This is a genomic window from Streptomyces capoamus (assembly GCF_014654935.1).
In the GTDB taxonomy this organism is placed as follows: Bacteria; Actinomycetota; Actinomycetes; order Streptomycetales; family Streptomycetaceae; genus Streptomyces; species Streptomyces capoamus.
The window spans coordinates 296,639-310,834 of the sequence record NZ_BNBF01000008.1; the positions used below are offsets into that span (position 1 = coordinate 296,639).

General features: G+C 71.2%; 15 protein-coding genes. 6 read left to right on the top strand and 9 right to left on the bottom strand.

The window, feature by feature from the left end; all coding sequences use genetic code 11:
• The coding region (locus IE312_RS40310; RefSeq protein ID WP_229899841.1) for a ClpB D2-like domain containing protein at window positions 1-620 on the top strand (620 nt) is incomplete at its 5' end.
• Between the two features lie 129 nt (window positions 621-749).
• Here the strand turns inward: IE312_RS40310 and IE312_RS15855 are convergent.
• Window positions 750-1,361: an HAD family acid phosphatase gene (locus IE312_RS15855; RefSeq protein ID WP_189982227.1), complete on the bottom strand. Its 612-nt coding sequence runs from the start codon at window positions 1,359-1,361 to the stop codon at window positions 750-752.
• 453 nt (window positions 1,362-1,814) lie between these two features.
• Here IE312_RS15855 and IE312_RS15860 point away from each other — a divergent pair, with 453 nt between their 5' ends.
• A complete protein-coding gene (locus IE312_RS15860) occupies window positions 1,815-2,366 on the top strand; it encodes a M23 family metallopeptidase (RefSeq protein WP_189982229.1) in 552 nt (183 codons plus the stop codon).
• A gap of 9 nt (window positions 2,367-2,375) precedes the next feature.
• On the opposite strand, the gene IE312_RS15865 is transcribed toward IE312_RS15860, so the two are convergent.
• The gene (locus tag IE312_RS15865; RefSeq protein ID WP_189982231.1) at window positions 2,376-2,975 is read right to left on the bottom strand and encodes a TetR/AcrR family transcriptional regulator; all 600 of its coding nucleotides are present in this window, start codon (window positions 2,973-2,975) and stop codon (window positions 2,376-2,378) included.
• Window positions 2,976-3,101: 126 nt separating this feature from the next.
• Here IE312_RS15865 and IE312_RS15870 point away from each other — a divergent pair, with 126 nt between their 5' ends.
• The 3 genes from IE312_RS15870 (at window position 3,102) to IE312_RS15880 (ending at window position 5,734) form a co-directional block, all read left to right on the top strand.
• On the top strand, window positions 3,102-4,670 hold the full coding sequence (locus tag IE312_RS15870; RefSeq protein WP_189982233.1) for an MDR family MFS transporter: 1,569 nt from the start codon (window positions 3,102-3,104) through the stop codon (window positions 4,668-4,670).
• A gap of 111 nt (window positions 4,671-4,781) precedes the next feature.
• Window positions 4,782-5,303 (top strand): helix-turn-helix transcriptional regulator, encoded by a 522-nt coding sequence (locus IE312_RS15875; protein ID WP_189982235.1) that lies wholly within the window; start codon window positions 4,782-4,784, stop codon window positions 5,301-5,303.
• Window positions 5,300-5,734, top strand: a complete 435-nt coding sequence (locus IE312_RS15880) for a VOC family protein (RefSeq protein ID WP_189982237.1) — start codon at window positions 5,300-5,302, stop codon at window positions 5,732-5,734. Before IE312_RS15875 ends, IE312_RS15880 begins: the two co-directional genes overlap by 4 nt.
• Before the next feature lie 13 nt (window positions 5,735-5,747).
• On the opposite strand, the gene cseC is transcribed toward IE312_RS15880, so the two are convergent.
• From cseC to IE312_RS15905, 5 genes are all read right to left on the bottom strand, one after another.
• Window positions 5,748-7,100: a two-component system sensor histidine kinase CseC gene (cseC, locus tag IE312_RS15885; protein ID WP_189982239.1), complete on the bottom strand. Its 1,353-nt coding sequence runs from the start codon at window positions 7,098-7,100 to the stop codon at window positions 5,748-5,750.
• 13 nt (window positions 7,101-7,113) lie between these two features.
• Entirely contained in the window at window positions 7,114-7,815 is a 702-nt protein-coding gene (gene cseB, locus IE312_RS15890; RefSeq protein WP_189982241.1) for a two-component system response regulator CseB, read from the bottom strand.
• Between the two features lie 52 nt (window positions 7,816-7,867).
• A complete protein-coding gene (locus IE312_RS15895; RefSeq protein WP_370467561.1) occupies window positions 7,868-8,521 on the bottom strand; it encodes a hypothetical protein in 654 nt (217 codons plus the stop codon).
• Window positions 8,509-9,048 carry a SigE family RNA polymerase sigma factor gene (locus tag IE312_RS15900; protein WP_030342754.1) on the bottom strand — a complete coding sequence of 180 codons (540 nt, stop codon included), beginning with the start codon at window positions 9,046-9,048 and terminating at the stop codon, window positions 8,509-8,511. Before IE312_RS15900 ends, IE312_RS15895 begins: the two co-directional genes overlap by 13 nt.
• A 273-nt stretch (window positions 9,049-9,321) precedes the next feature.
• Window positions 9,322-10,197 carry an HhH-GPD family protein gene (locus tag IE312_RS15905; RefSeq protein ID WP_189982243.1) on the bottom strand — a complete coding sequence of 292 codons (876 nt, stop codon included), beginning with the start codon at window positions 10,195-10,197 and terminating at the stop codon, window positions 9,322-9,324.
• Between the two features lie 180 nt (window positions 10,198-10,377).
• On the opposite strand from IE312_RS15905, the gene IE312_RS15910 reads away from it, so the two are divergent.
• Window positions 10,378-11,193 (top strand): hypothetical protein, encoded by an 816-nt coding sequence (locus IE312_RS15910; RefSeq protein WP_189982301.1) that lies wholly within the window; start codon window positions 10,378-10,380, stop codon window positions 11,191-11,193.
• A 155-nt stretch (window positions 11,194-11,348) separates the two neighbouring features.
• On the opposite strand, the gene disA is transcribed toward IE312_RS15910, so the two are convergent.
• Both disA and radA read right to left on the bottom strand, forming a co-directional pair.
• Window positions 11,349-12,473: a DNA integrity scanning diadenylate cyclase DisA gene (gene disA / locus IE312_RS15915; RefSeq protein WP_189982245.1), complete on the bottom strand. Its 1,125-nt coding sequence runs from the start codon at window positions 12,471-12,473 to the stop codon at window positions 11,349-11,351.
• Window positions 12,474-12,553: 80 nt separating this feature from the next.
• On the bottom strand, window positions 12,554-13,963 hold the full coding sequence (radA, locus tag IE312_RS15920; protein ID WP_189982246.1) for a DNA repair protein RadA: 1,410 nt from the start codon (window positions 13,961-13,963) through the stop codon (window positions 12,554-12,556).
• Between the last annotated feature and the right edge of the window lie 233 nt (window positions 13,964-14,196).

Below are 14,196 nucleotides of genomic sequence, written 5' to 3' on the forward strand. Positions count from 1 at the left end.
AGATCCTGGAGGACGGTCGCCTGACCGACTCCCAGGGCCGGGTCGTGGACTTCAAGAACACGGTCATCATCATGACGACCAACCTCGGCACCCGGGACATCTCCAAGGGCTTCAACCTGGGCTTCGCGGCCTCGGGTGACACGAAGACCAACTACGAGCGCATGAAGAACAAGGTGTCGGACGAGCTCAAGCAGCACTTCCGTCCCGAGTTCCTCAACCGCGTCGACGACGTGGTCGTCTTCCCGCAGCTGACGCAGGAGGACATCCTGCGGATCGTCGACCTGATGATCGGCAAGGTGGACGAGCGCCTGAAGGACCGGGACATGGGCATCGAGCTCTCCCAGTCCGCCAAGGAGCTGCTGTCCAAGAAGGGTTACGACCCGGTGCTGGGCGCGCGTCCGCTGCGCCGCACGATCCAGCGCGAGGTCGAGGACACGCTGTCGGAGAAGATCCTCTTCGGCGAGCTGCGTCCCGGTCACATCGTGGTCGTGGACACCGAGGGCGAGGGCGAGTCGCAGACCTTCACCTTCCGGGGCGAGGAGAAGTCGGCCCTCCCGGACGTCCCGCCGATCGAGCAGGCCGCGGGCGGGGCCGGGCCCAACCTGAGCAAGGACGCGTAAGCGTCCGGCCGCTCAACCGACCAGAAGGGGCCGGTGCCTTCGGGCACCGGCCCCTTCCGTGCTGCTCCAGGGTCACTGCGGTGTGATGACGACGTACGGAGGGGGCCCAGCCGGCGTCTGCTCCGCGCGTTACGACAACTGTCCGTCGTAGTCGGGCAGCTTGAAGGTCTTCTCGGCGTGGCCGCCGGACAGGTCGGTGGCGCTGTTGCCGATGTTGGCGATGATCGTGTAGCCGTCGTTCTCGATGGCGGCGCGCTGGGCGGTCTTGTAGGCGGCGACGTCCTTGAAGAGGTCGAACAGGCCGCGGACGCGGAGCCCGGAGACGTCGTAGCCGTCGTGTTCGAGGTTGTACTCGGTGGGCCAGTACAGGACGCCGGGCCGGGCGGTGACGAAGAAGAGGGAGACGCCGTGCTCCTGGGCGTACCGGGCGGCGGCCAGGACGGGCCTGTTGGCCGGCTGGGGGTAGCTGAAGCCGAAGTCGGTCTCCAGCGTGGTGTTGTCGATGTCGAGGACGAGCGCCTGCTTCTCGCCGGGCCGGGCGGCGGCGATGCGGTCCTTCAGGTAGGGCAGGGCCTGGTCCATGACGGTCTGGCAGTCTTTCTGCCAGGTGCCGTAGTCGACCTTCGCGGAGGCGGAGGAGGTGCTCGTGGCCGCCGCCTCGGCCGGGGCGGCCGTCGCGGCCAGGGCGGCCACGGAGACGGCGGTCACGGAGATGCGGCGCGCCCAGGGGCGTCTGGTCATCGGTGGGTGGTCCTCTCGCGTCTCTGAATGTCAGGGGCATGATCTGAGGCGAGGATGGCGCGAGGGGAACCGTAGGGTTACCGGAGGGTAGGTGCCTAGAGGCCTGCGTCACATTTCCGTGATCGTCGGCGTGAGCCGCCGGTGATAAGCGGCACAGGCGAAATGTCCGGTACTAGACGGGATAGTGGGATCCGTCGGGCGGGCAAAACCTAGCAAAAGGGACTATTGCCCTGGAATGCGGGCAGGGGAATCCGTCGTCAGCGGCCCGGTCGGCCGGGGGCGGGGCTGTCAAGAATGTGGTTCGTTTCGCGTCATCTACTAGGTGTCGCCGTAGATAGGCCGTTTTGGGCGGGATGGGGTGCTCGGTTACCAAGGGATGGCCGCCTGGTCGGACGTTCTCCCGGACGTCCGTACGCCGGGCGGGAGACCTGTTCCCCACCCCATGAGGTCCCGATGTTCCAGCGCTTCACGTCCCGCTCTTCCCGCCCGTCCTCGCTCCGTGCCCGTGTGACCGTCCTGGCTGCCGGTATCGGCGTCACGGCCGTGCTGGGCGGCGGGGTCGCGAGCGCCGCCACCGCGTCCGCCGCATCCTGGGTCGACCCGGTGAAGAGCTACACGCTCTCCGCGAGCTTCGCGCAGGCCGGCAGCCACTGGGTCGCCAAGCACAGCGGTCAGGACTTCGCCGTGCCGACCGGCACCGAGGTCGTCGCCGCGCACGGCGGCACCGTCGTCAAGGCCGGCCCCAACGGCGCCGGTGACGGCCCGGCGTACGGCAACGCCGTCGTCATCCAGCACGGCAACGGCACCTACTCGCAGTACGCGCACCTGTCCCGGATCGACGTCCGGCCCGGCCAGATCGTGAAGACCGGCCAGCACATCGCCCTGTCCGGCTCCACCGGCAACTCCACCGGCCCGCACCTGCACTTCGAGATCCGTACGACCCCGAACTACGGCTCGGCCATCGACCCGGTCGCGTTCCTGCACGCGCAGGGCGTGAAGGTCTGACCGGAGACCTCAGTCGGTCCCGCGGGCGTGCTCGTGCGCCTGTGCGATCAGGTCCAGGGCGACCTCGAGAACGGCCTCGTGCTTCTTCTCGGGGTCGCCTTCGATGTCCTGCATCACGAACATCCCGGCGTGCAGGGTGAACATCGCGCTGACGGAGCGGACCTGGTCGACCAGGTCCGCCTCCGGGTCGATCAGGATGTCCCGCAGGCCGCGCATCCGGTCCTTGAAGGTGTCGCCGATGCGCAGTTCGCGTACCGTCGCCTGGTTCTCCTGCATGAAGCGGAACAACGGCTCCGCGCCCTGGAGCGCCTCGCTGTAGCGGCGGATGATCTCCTGCTTGGTCTCCAGGGTGTGGGGCTGCCCGCGGCCCCACTCGATCAGTTCCAGGATCGGCTTCGTCAGGTCCTCGAAGAGGCTGACGATGATCTCTTCCTTGGTCTTGAAGTGGTAGTACAGGGCCGCCTTCGTGACGTCGAGACGTTCGGCGATCTCCCGCAGGGAGGTCTTCTCGTAGCCCTGCTCCGCGAAGAGGGCGAGCGCCACGTCCTGGATGCGCTGGCGCGTGTTGCCGCGGCGCTGCTGTTTGGTGCCGTCCATGGTGGGGCCCATCTTCGTACTCCTCGCGCTCCAGCGGAAACTTACTTGACGCCCGGCTAGTAGCGCGTCTACCTTCCCAGTGTAGTGATAACTAGCCGGGCGGCAAGTAAGTACCGCCCAGGGGGAAACGGGAAGACGATGGCGGACACAGCCGGAACCACCGCAGAGGGCAAACAGCCCAGGAGCGTGCGCGTAGTGCTGCTCGCGCTCATGATCGCGATGATGCTCGCGATGCTCGACAACATGATCGTGGGTACGGCGATGCCCACGATCGTGGGTGACCTGGGCGGCCTGGAGCACCTCTCCTGGGTCGTCACCGGTTACACCCTGGCCACCGCGGCCTCCACCCCGGTCTGGGGCAAGCTCGGTGACATGTACGGGCGCAAGGGCGCCTTCCTCACCTCGATCGTGATCTTCCTCATCGGCTCGGCGCTGAGCGGCATGGCCCAGGACATGGGGCAGCTGATCGGCTTCCGGGCCGTGCAGGGTCTCGGCGCCGGCGGACTGATGGTCGGCGTCATGGCGATCATCGGCGACCTGATCCCCCCGCGGGAGCGGGGCAAGTACCAGGGCATGATGGCCGGCGTCATGGCGCTGGCGATGATCGGCGGCCCGCTGGTCGGCGGCACCATCACCGACAACTGGGGCTGGCGCTGGGCCTTCTACATCAACCTGCCGCTGGGCGCGGTCGCCCTCGCGCTGGTCACCGCCGTGCTGCACCTGCCGCGGAAGCGCTCCCAGGCCGGCATCGACTACCTGGGCGTCGTCCTGCTGACCGTCGGCATCACCTCCATCGTGCTGGTCACCACCTGGGGCGGCACCGAGTACGCCTGGACCTCCGCGCGCATCATGGAGCTGATCGGCATCGGCGTGGCCGCGCTGGTCGGGTTCGTGTTCTGGCAGACCAGGGCCGCCGAGCCGGTCCTGCCTCTGCATATCTTCCGGAGCCGCAACTTCACCCTGATGTCGGTCATCGGCTTCATCACCGGCTTCGTGATGTTCGGCGCCACCCTGTTCCTGCCGCTGTACCAGCAGGCCGTGCAGGGAGCCTCCGCGACCAACTCCGGTCTGCTGCTCCTGCCGATGCTGGGCGCGATGCTCGTGACCTCGATGGTCGCCGGGCGGGTCACCACCAACAGCGGCAAGTACAAGGTCTTCCCGATCGCCGGCGGTGTCCTGATGATCGTCGGCATGTACCTGCTGTCCCTGATGGACACCGGGACCACCCGGCTGACCTCCGGCATCTACATGGCGGTCGTCGGCGCGGGCATGGGCTGCCTGATGCAGATCACCATGCTGGTCGCGCAGAACAGCGTGGAGATGAAGGACATGGGCGTGGCGTCCTCCTCGGCCACCCTGTTCCGTACCCTCGGTTCCTCCTTCGGCGTGGCCATCATGGGCGCCCTGTTCAACCACCGGGTGCAGGACGTCATGGCGGAGCGGGCCGGCGCGCTGGGCAAGAACATCACCGAGAAGTCGGCGCAGCTCGACGCCAAGAGCTTGCAGAAGCTGCCGGCGGCGGCGCGCGAGGCCTACCAGCACGCGGTGTCCTCGGGCACGCACTCGGCGTTCGTGCTCGGCGCCGGGATCGCGGTGCTGGTGCTGATCGCGGCGCTGTTCGTGAAGGAGGTGCCGCTCAAGGGCGGCCCGAAGGCCCCGGCGGAGGGCGCCGACCCGGCGCCGCAGGCCGTGGTCGAGGTCGTCTGAGCGATCCGAGCCCGAAGGCCCCGGTGCGTGTCCGCCGCCGGGGCCTTCGGCGTCCGTGCCGGACCACGCCGGTCCGGCCGCGATGTCGGACCCCCGTGCCACCATCGGCGCATGGACAGGATCCGCCGCCTGCGGCTGGCCAAGGACGCCATGGACCGCGACTGGGCCGACCCGGCGCTCGACCTGGACGCGGTGGCGGCCCACGCCGGGTACTCGCGGTACCACTTCCTGCGCGCCTTCAAGGAGGAGTACGGCGAGACACCCGGCCGGTACCTGACCCACCGGCGGATCGAGCGCGCCGAGGAACTGCTGCGCAGCGCCGACCTCACGGTGACCGAGATCTGCACCCTGGTCGGCTTCAGCAGCCTCGGCACCTTCTCCGCCCGTTTCAAGGCGCGTACCGGCCTCACCCCCAGCGAGTACCGCACCGAGCACGTCGGCCGCGGGGCCGCCCTCATCCCCGGCTGCTACGCCTTGCTCTGGGCCGGCGGTCTCAGGACGGCGACACCGAAGACGGCGACACCGAAGACAGCAACATCGAAGACAGCAACCTCGAAGAAGCGCCCCGCGATCGCCCCCGCCTACGGTGACGAGCAGGAACAACAGCACCGCGACAAGGGAGCGCCGCCATGATCAAAGGCCTGGCCATCAGCACCGTGTGGACCACCGACCAGCAGCGGACGAAGGCCTTCTTCACCGAGAAGCTGGGCTTCGAGGTGCGCACCGACCTCGCCCTGGGCCACATGCGCTGGATCACCGTCGGGGCCAAGGACCAGCCCGATCTGGAGCTGGCGCTGATGAGCCTGGACGGCGGGGGACTGGACCCCGAGTCCGCCGAGGCGATGAAGAAACTGGTCGCCAAGGGAACGCTGGGCGCCGGGGCGTTCCACACGGACGACTGCCGGGGGGACTACGAGACCTTCAGGGCCCGCGGGGTGGAGTTCGTCCAGGAGCCGCAGGAGCGGCCGTACGGCATCGAGGCGATCTTCCGCGACGACAGCGGCAACTGGTACTCGCTGACCCAGCGCAGTGCGGAGCTGGACCTCTCCAAGGACTTCGGCTGAGGACGGCCCTCGGTCAGGAGCCGCCTGAAGCCGGCAGCATCGGATAGCTGCCCGTGCTGGTCGGGGCGTGCTCCGGCAGCCACAGGACGGCCACCGCGCCCTCCGCGGGGACGCCGGGGGGCGCGCCCACGGGGCGTACGTTGCGGAAGGTCAGCCGGGCGCCGAGCACCCGGGCCTGGCCCGCAGCGATGGTCAGCCCGAGCCCGTGGCCCTGCCCGGCGCGGTCCTTGCTGCCGGTGCGGAACCGGCTCGGTCCCTCGGCGAGCAGTTCCTCCGGGAAGCCGGGGCCGTGGTCGCGGACCCGGATGACCCGGCCCTCCACGGTCACCTCCACCGGCGGCCGGCCGTGCCGGGCGGCGTTGGCGAGCAGGTTGAACAGCACCCGCTCCAGGCGCCGCGGGTCGGTGGTGACCTCCGACTCGTGCACCACCCGCACGGTGACGTCCGGGTCCTTGACCGCGACGCGGCGCGCCACGAACTCGCCGAGCATGATGTCCTGCAGCTCCGCCCGCTCCGACGCGCCGTCCAGCCGGGCCACCTCCAGGACGTCCTCGACCAGGGTGCGCATGGCCTTGGCCCGGTCCAGGACCAGTTCCGTGGGCCGGCCCGGCGGCAGCAGCTCGGCGGCCGTCAGCAGGCCGGTCACCGGGGTGCGCAGCTCGTGCGCGATGTCGGCGGTGACCCGCCGCTCGGCCTCCAGGCGCTGCCGCAGCGCGTCCGCCATGGCGTCCACCGCACGGGCGAGTTCGTCGGTCTCGTCGCGTACGACCCCGCCGATGGCCTCCTGCACCCGGATGTCGGTCTCGCCGTTGGCGGTCTGGGTCGCCGCGTCCGCCGCCTTGCGCAGCCGGCGCGACAGCTGCCCGCCGATCAGCACGCCCAGCGCGCTGCCGCCGATCACCACCGCGACCGAGCCGATGACCAGGGCCTGGTCCAGGTCCTGGAGCATGTCGGTGCTGCGGTCCGGGAGGTGGCTGTGCAGGGACAGCACATGGCCGTCCTTCGCCGGAACGGCCGCCCAGATGTCCGCCGTCCCGCCGTGCTCGGAGACGTCGCTGGCCCTGCGGCCCCGCTCGACCTTCTCGCGCAGCGCGGCCGGCAGCTCCGCGTCGTCGACCTTGATGTAGGGGAAGACCCGGCCCCGGTTCAGCTCGTAGTTGCGCTGGGCCATCAGGACCCGGTCGTTGGCCAGTTCGCGCGCGTTGTCCAGCATCGAGACGCGGGCCGCGTTGTGCACGACCAGGCTCAGCACGATCGCCACCAGGCCGGCCACCAGCGCGATCGCCGCGCTGACCTTCCATCTCAGTCCGGTGCGCAGGCCGACACGCTCCATGCGCCGGACCGGGTGCCGCAGAATCCCCCGCATGCCGCCGCTCCGCTCAGGCCTTCAGTTTGTAGCCGAAACCGCGGACCGTCTCGATCCGGTCCTGGCCGATCTTCTGCCGCAGCCGCTGGACGTGCACGTCCACGACCCGGGTGTCCCCGCCCCAGCCGTAGTCCCACACCCGCTCCAGCAGCTTGTCGCGGGAGAGGACGGTTCCCGGCGCCGAGGAGAACTCCAGCAGCAGCCGCATCTCGGTCGGCGTCAGCGCCACCGGCAGCCCGGCCCGGCGCACCTCCATGCCCTCGGTGTCGATCTCCAGATCGCCGAACGTGAGCGTGCCGCCGCCGGCCTCGGTCGCGGACCCGTCGGTCGCGGACCCGCCGGCGTGTCCGAAGCGGCGCAGCACCGCGCGGATCCGGGCGACCAGCACGGCTCCGTCGAAGGGCTTGGTCACATAGTCGTCGGCGCCCGCCTCCAGGCCGAGGACGACGTCGATGGAGTCGGCGCGCGCCGACAGCATGATCACCGGCACGGTCGACTCGTCCCGGATCCGGCGGCACAGGCTGACGCCGTCCAGGCCCGGCACCATGACGTCCAGCAGCGCGATGTCGGGGCGGTTCGCCCGGAAGGCCTCCAGGCCCGACAGGCCGTCGGGCATGGCGGTGACCGCGAAGCCGTCCCGCTCCAGGGCGAGCTGGGTGGCCTCGCGGATGACGTCGTCGTCCTCGACGAACAGGACGTGGGTCTGGTCTGCCATCCCGGTGCTCTCAGTCCTCGTGGTCTCGTGGGGTCGGGGGGCTGCGGAGGTGTCAGCTGTCCGGTGCGGGCGTCGGTACCCCGCCGGCGGACTTGCTGTATTCCCTGCGGGTGGACTTACCCGGGGCGAACCGCCCCTCCGCCCACCGGTACGGGGTCACGATCTCACCGGACGGGCTGGAGATCGGGTCGCCCTTCTCGTAGAACTGCCGGGTCACCGACAGGACGCCCTGGTCGATCTCGGCGTAGACCGGGGATTCCTCGCTCTTGAAGACGTTGCGGAACGAGCCGTCGTCCTTCCGGTACACGTACGAGCCGAGGCCGACCGCGTCGGCGCACGTCAGCACGTTGACGACGACGTCGTCCACCGGCCCGTCGGTCAGATTGCCGTAGGAGACGTCGACCGGGTACTCGTCGCCGTTGCACGGCTTCAGCTCGCGTTTGACCGCGCCCGACACCTCCGGATCGCTCTTGATCAGCGCCACCGGATCCACCCGCCGGTACCGCTCGGCGGGACTGGGGGAGGGGGAGGCGACGGCCCCGGCCACCGCCGAGGCGTGTGCCGGGCCCTCGTCCCGGGCGCCCGTGCCCCCGCTGCCGCACGCGACGACGAAAAGGGCGAGGGCGGCGAGCGCGGCCCCCACCGCGATCACCGCCTGTGTACTGCCTAGGGCCCGGTCGGGCCCGGCCCCGGTCAGGCCGCGCAACGCTCCCGCTCCTCACGCTCCAGCGCGCGTGCGTCCAGATCGCGGGCCTCCAGCTCCTCACGGAGCCGGGCGAGCGCCCGGTGCAGCGTGCTCTTGACCGTACCGGCCGACATGCCGAGGGCAGCGGCCGTCTCCTCTGTGGACATCTGCTCCCAGTGTCGCAGCACCACGACACTGCGCTGCTTCGGTGCGAGCACCTTCATCACATCCATCAGCAGGGCGCGGTCGGCGTGCTGCTCGGTGGAGTCCTCCACGGAGGCGTCCGGGAGCTGCTCGGTGGGCACCTCCTCCAGCTTGCGCGCCCGCCACCACTCGGTCCGGGTGTTGATCATGACCCGGCGCAGATAGGCGTCCGCGAGCCGCTTGTCGGCGATGCCGTCCCAGCGGCCGTACGTGCGCACCAGCGCGGTCTGCAGCAGGTCCTGGGCGTCGACCGGGTCCGGGACCAGCCGGCGCGCGCTGCGCAACAGCGCGTCCTGCCGGGTGCGGACGTACTCCTCGAATTCGAGCACCTCGCCCTGGGCCATGTTCAACCGCCTCCGTTCCCCGTTTGCTTCCGGCTCGTGCCTGAAGTCCTGCTGTCCCCGCGCCCGGTGGTCCGCCGGGCACGGAGAAGAAGCTACGGAGTGGTTGTCACGGGGCTGTGCGGACCAGCCTGCGGCTGGCAATCGGCTATCCGTCGGTTGTGTAACGGAAGGCCGAACAGGGTAGAGAGAGCAGTCCTTATGCCCCTTTATGAGGGGCTTTGTCGCCCTTGGGGGTCGGTAACGAACCCCGTAGCGCTGTGATGTGGCTGTGCGTCAGCCCAGCGGCAGCCGGTACAGGCCGCCCGGCAGCGGCTCCACCAGACCGTCCGAGACCAGGCCGTCGAGCGCCCGGGCCCGCTGCACCGGCTCGTGCCACACCCGGTCCAGCACCGCCTGCGGCACCGGCACGTGCGCCTCCCGCAGTACCGCCAGCAGTTTCCCGCGCACCTGTCGGTCCGTGCCGGCGTACGTCTGTCCACGGCGCGGCGGACCCGCGTGCTCCGGCTTGCCCGCGAGCCGCCAGGCGCACTGCGCGGCGATCGGGCACCGCGCGCACCCCTCGTTCTTCGCCGTGCACACCAGCGCGCCCAGCTCCATGGAGGCGGCGGCCCACCGCGCGGCGGTCCGCTCGTCCTCGGGCAGCAGTTCCCGCGCCAGGCGCCGCTCGGCCGCCGTGGTCGCGTTCGGCGGGTACTGCACACCCGTCACCGCCCGCGCCAGCACCCGGCGGACATTGGTGTCCAGCACCGCGTGCCGCTGCCCGTACGCGAACGAGGCCACCGCGGCGGCCGTGTACTCGCCGATGCCGGGCAGGGCCAGCAGTTGCGCGTGGTCCGTCGGTACGTCCCCGCCGTGCCGCTCCGCTATGGCGACCGCAGCGCCGTGCAGACGCAGCGCGCGGCGCGGATAGCCGAGCCGGCCCCAGGCGCGCACCGCCTCGCCGGGCGCCTCCTTCGCGAGGTCGGCCGGGCGCGGCCAGCGGGCCAGCCACTCCTCGTAGACGGGCAGCACCCGGTTCACCGGGGTCTGCTGGAGCATGAACTCGCTGACCATCACGCCCCACGGGCCCGCCTCCGGGCGGCGCCAGGGGAGGTCTCGGGCGTGGGCGTCGAACCAGGCGATCACGGGGGCGTGCAGCTTCTCAGTCATGGCCTTCCGATCCTGCCACGGGTGGACGGGCGGGAGGGGTGACCAAGTGGTCACCGAGCGTGGCGAAATGTGAAGAACCGTGACGCCTGCGGCAGTTGCCGGAATGATGATCCGGAAAAGTTCGTGGCGGCGCGGCGGGTGGCGCAAGCCTGCGCGACGATCTCTCGTACAGTTTGCGCCGTGGGATCTCTGCGCAATCCGGTCGGGCCGCTTCCCTCCTCCATCTACTGGCGTCGGAGGGTGGTACTGCTGTCCGTGGTCGCCCTGTTGGCGCTGGTGATCACGCTGATCGTCACCACCGGCGGCGGGGGCGGCAGGAAGGACGCCGACGGGTCCGACGGCAAGAATCCCACCCACACCATCACGCCCGGACCGACCCCGTCCGGTTCCGCGATCAGCCAACACCCCGGCGGCCGGGAGGAGTCGGGCGGCACCGGCAGCGGCAGCGGCTCCGGCTCCGGCGGCGACGGCGGAGCGGACGGCTCGACCGGCGGCTCCTCCGGTTCCGGTTCGGGCTCCGGCGGCGGCTCGGGCGCGGCTGCCGGGGGCGGCGGCGTGGGCGCGGGCGACGCGCTCCCGGCGTCCTCCTCGCTGCCCGACTGCACCTCCGGTGCGGTCGCGTTGAGCCTGCGCAGCGTGCGCAACTCCTACGCACCGGACCAGACGCCGACCTTCGAACTCACCGCGAAGAACCGCTCGTCGGCCGACTGCAAGGTCGATCTCGGGCCGAAGAACGCGGTGCTGACCATCACGCCCGCGGACGGCGACGACTCGTTCTGGGCCTCGGCCGACTGCCCTCAGGGGTCGGGGAGCCTGGTGTTCCGGGTCCCGGCAGGCCGGAGCATCACGTACACCGTGAAGTGGGACCGCCGGCCGAGCGCGGCCCACTGCGCGACGCCCTCCGGCGGGTCCGCGAAGGCGGGCACGTACCTGCTGGAGGCCAAGACCCCGGGGTTCGCGAAGGCACAGGCCTCGTTCGTGCTGTCGGCCGACTGAGACCGGGGGCGGCGCGGGCACGCCGTCCGGTGCCGGACCGTGGTGCCGGACCGTGGTGCCGGTCCCCGGTGCCGGTCCCTGGTCGGGATCGTGGTGCCGGTCCGCCGGGGCCGGGCGGGCGGGACTGGGCGCCGTCGGGCGCCCGGCCGGATTTCTCAGACGTACCGCTCGAGGATCGAGGACTCGGCCAGCCGGGACAGCCCCTCCCGCACGCTCCGCGCCCGGGCCTCGCCGACCCCGTCCACGGTCTGCAGGTCGTCGACACTCGCGGCCAGCAGCTTCTGCAGGCCCCCGAAGTGCTCCACCAGCCGGTCGATGATGGCGCCCGGCAGCCGCGGGACCTTGGCCAGCAGCCGGAAACCCCGCGGGGAGACGGCCGAGTCGAGGGTCTCGGGCGAGCCCGTGTAGCCCAGCGCCCGCGCCACCGTGCCGAGTTCGAGGAGCTCGGCGTGGGTCAGCGCGTCCAGCTCGGCCAGCGCCTCCTCGACCGTGCGGGACCGCTTGGCCGTCGGCTCCGGGACGTAGTCCCTGACGACCAGCTCACGGTCGGGCTCGACCCCCGCGATCAGCTCCTCCAGCTGCAGGGCGAGGAGCCGGCCGTCCGTACCCAGCTCGACCACGTACTCGGCGATCTCGGTGGCGATCCGGCGGACCATCTCCAGCCGCTGGGCGACCGCCGACACGTCCCGGACCGTCACCAGGTCCTCGATCTCCAGCGCCGACAGCGTGCCCGCGACCTCGTCCAGCCGGAGCTTGTAGCGCTCCAGGGTGGCCAGCGCCTGGTTCGCGCGGGACAGGATCGCCGCCGAGTCCTCCAGGACGCGGCGCTGACCGTCCACGTACAGCGCGATCAGCCGCATCGACTGGGAGACCGAGACGACCGGGAAGCCGACCTGCTTGGACACCCGGTCCGCCGTGCGGTGCCGCGTGCCCGTCTCCTCCGTGGGGATGGTCGCGTCCGGCACGAACTGCACGCCCGCCCGGAGGATCTTGGACAGGTCCGACGACAGCACGATGCCGCCGTCCAGCTTGCACAGCTCGCGCAGCCGGGTCGCGGTGAACTCCACGTCCAGTACGAAACCGCCCGTGCACATGGCCTCGACGGTCTTGTCGGAGCCGAGCACGATCAGCCCGCCGGTGTTGCCGCGCAGGACCCGCTCCAGGCCGTCGCGCAGCGCCGTACCAGGTGCCACGGCGCTCAGCGAGGCGCGCATCAGGCGATCGGGACCGGCACTCCCACCGGACTTTCCGGGAGCTGCTGCCCGGTCGTTGGCTGCCACTGCACTCCTCCGGTCGCAGGTTCTGACGCGCCCCCCTCCCCGCACTCGGTTCGTACGGACGGGCGAGACCAGGGCAAAGTCTACCGGCGCTCCTCCGCCTCCCGTGGGGCCTCTCGGCGACGGGCCCGCGGCAGAACCCGGAGCGCGTCCCCCATGTCGGCGACTTCCAGGACCTTCATGCCGGACGGCACCTTCCCCGGGTCGGTCGGCACGAGCGCGTGCGTGAAGCCCAGCCGGTGCGCCTCGGTGAGCCTGCGCTGTACGCCCGTGACCCGTCTGACCTCGCCCGCGAGCCCCACCTCGCCGATCGCCACCAGGTTCTTCGGCAGCGGGGTGTCGCTGGCGGCGGAGGCGAGCGCGAGCGCGATGGCCAGGTCGGCGGCCGGCTCCGACAGCTTCACACCGCCGACCGTCGCCGAGTAGATGTCCCGCTTGCCGAGCGCGCTGATCCGGCCGCGCTGCTCCAGGACGGCCAGCATCATCGAGACGCGCGAGGTCTCCAGGCCGGACGTCGTACGGCGCGGGGAGGGGATCTGGGAGTCGACGGTCAGCGCCTGCACCTCGGCCACCAGCGGGCGGCGGCCCTCCAGGGTGACGGTGAGGCAGGTGCCCGGGACCGGCTCGGCACGGCGGGTCAGGAACAGGCCACTGGGGTCGGTCAGGCCCGTGATGCCCTCGTCGTGCAGTTCGAAGCAGCCGACCTCGTCCGTCGCCCCGTAGCGGTTCTTCACGCCGCGCACCAGGCGCAGGCGGGCGTGCCGGTCGCCCTCGAAGTGCAGGACCACGTCCACCAGGTGCTCCAGCAGGCGGGGACCGGCGATCGCGCCGTCCTTGGTGACGTGGCCCACCAGGAGGGTGGACATCCCGCGCTCCTTGGAGGCGCGGATCAGGGCGCCGGCGACCTCCCTGACCTGGGCCATGCCGCCGGGCGCGCCCTCGATCTCCGGGGAGGCGACCGTCTGCACCGAGTCGAGGATCAGCAGGGACGGCTTGACCTCGTCCAGGTGGCCCAGGACGGCGGCCAGGTCGGTCTCGGCGGCCAGGTAGAGGTCGTCGTCGAGGGCGCCGATGCGGTCGGCGCGCAGCCGCACCTGGCTCGCCGACTCCTCACCGGTCACGTAGAGGGTGCGGTGCTCGGCGCTCGCCGACTTGGCGGCCACGTCCAGCAGCAGGGTGGACTTGCCGACGCCCGGCTCGCCCGCGAGCAGGACGACCGCGCCCGGCACGAGGCCGCCGCCGAGCACCCGGTCCAGCTCGGGGACGCCGGTCGAGCGGGCGGTGGCCTGCCGGCCGTCGACCTGGCCGATGGGCAGCGCGGAGGTCGAGACGCGGCCCGGAGCCGTCGTCCGGACCGCGGGCGCGCCGTACTCCTCGACCGTGCCCCAGGCCTGGCACTCCGGGCAGCGGCCGAGCCACTTGGCCGTCTGCCAGCCGCACTCGGTGCAGCGGTAGGACGGGCGGTCCTTGGTGGTCTTGGTACGGGCAGCCATGCGCACACCGTAGCCCGGGGCACTGACAACGCCGCCGGCGCCGGGCGCGCGGGGCCGGGGCGCCCGGACGAGTGACCCGGATCGGGCCGCCGCCCCCCGGCATCCAGCCGCGGAATGCAGGATTCCTGTCCCCTTATGAGGGATCGTTTCACCCGTACGGATTAAAAGTGCTCAAGGTTCCAGAACGGGCACTCCGCCGCCGCCTACGGTCGCACGGGTGATGAGCAGCAGTC

Bases quoted from the DNA above. Each gene is read 5' to 3' on its own strand.
- IE312_RS15855 (WP_189982227.1), bottom strand. From the start codon at position 1,361: ATGACCAGACGCCCCTGGGCGCGCCGCATCTCCGTGACCGCCGTCTCC.
- radA (WP_189982246.1), bottom strand. From the start codon at position 13,963: ATGGCTGCCCGTACCAAGACCACCAAGGACCGCCCGTCCTACCGCTGC.
- IE312_RS15880 (WP_189982237.1), top strand. From the start codon at position 5,300: ATGATCAAAGGCCTGGCCATCAGCACCGTGTGGACCACCGACCAGCAG.
- cseC (WP_189982239.1), bottom strand. From the start codon at position 7,100: ATGCGGGGGATTCTGCGGCACCCGGTCCGGCGCATGGAGCGTGTCGGC.
- IE312_RS15865 (WP_189982231.1), bottom strand. From the start codon at position 2,975: ATGGGCCCCACCATGGACGGCACCAAACAGCAGCGCCGCGGCAACACG.
- IE312_RS15860 (WP_189982229.1), top strand. From the start codon at position 1,815: ATGTTCCAGCGCTTCACGTCCCGCTCTTCCCGCCCGTCCTCGCTCCGT.
- IE312_RS15905 (WP_189982243.1), bottom strand. From the start codon at position 10,197: ATGACTGAGAAGCTGCACGCCCCCGTGATCGCCTGGTTCGACGCCCAC.
- IE312_RS15900 (WP_030342754.1), bottom strand. From the start codon at position 9,048: ATGGCCCAGGGCGAGGTGCTCGAATTCGAGGAGTACGTCCGCACCCGG.
- cseB (WP_189982241.1), bottom strand. From the start codon at position 7,815: ATGGCAGACCAGACCCACGTCCTGTTCGTCGAGGACGACGACGTCATC.
- IE312_RS15870 (WP_189982233.1), top strand. From the start codon at position 3,102: ATGGCGGACACAGCCGGAACCACCGCAGAGGGCAAACAGCCCAGGAGC.
- IE312_RS15875 (WP_189982235.1), top strand. From the start codon at position 4,782: ATGGACAGGATCCGCCGCCTGCGGCTGGCCAAGGACGCCATGGACCGC.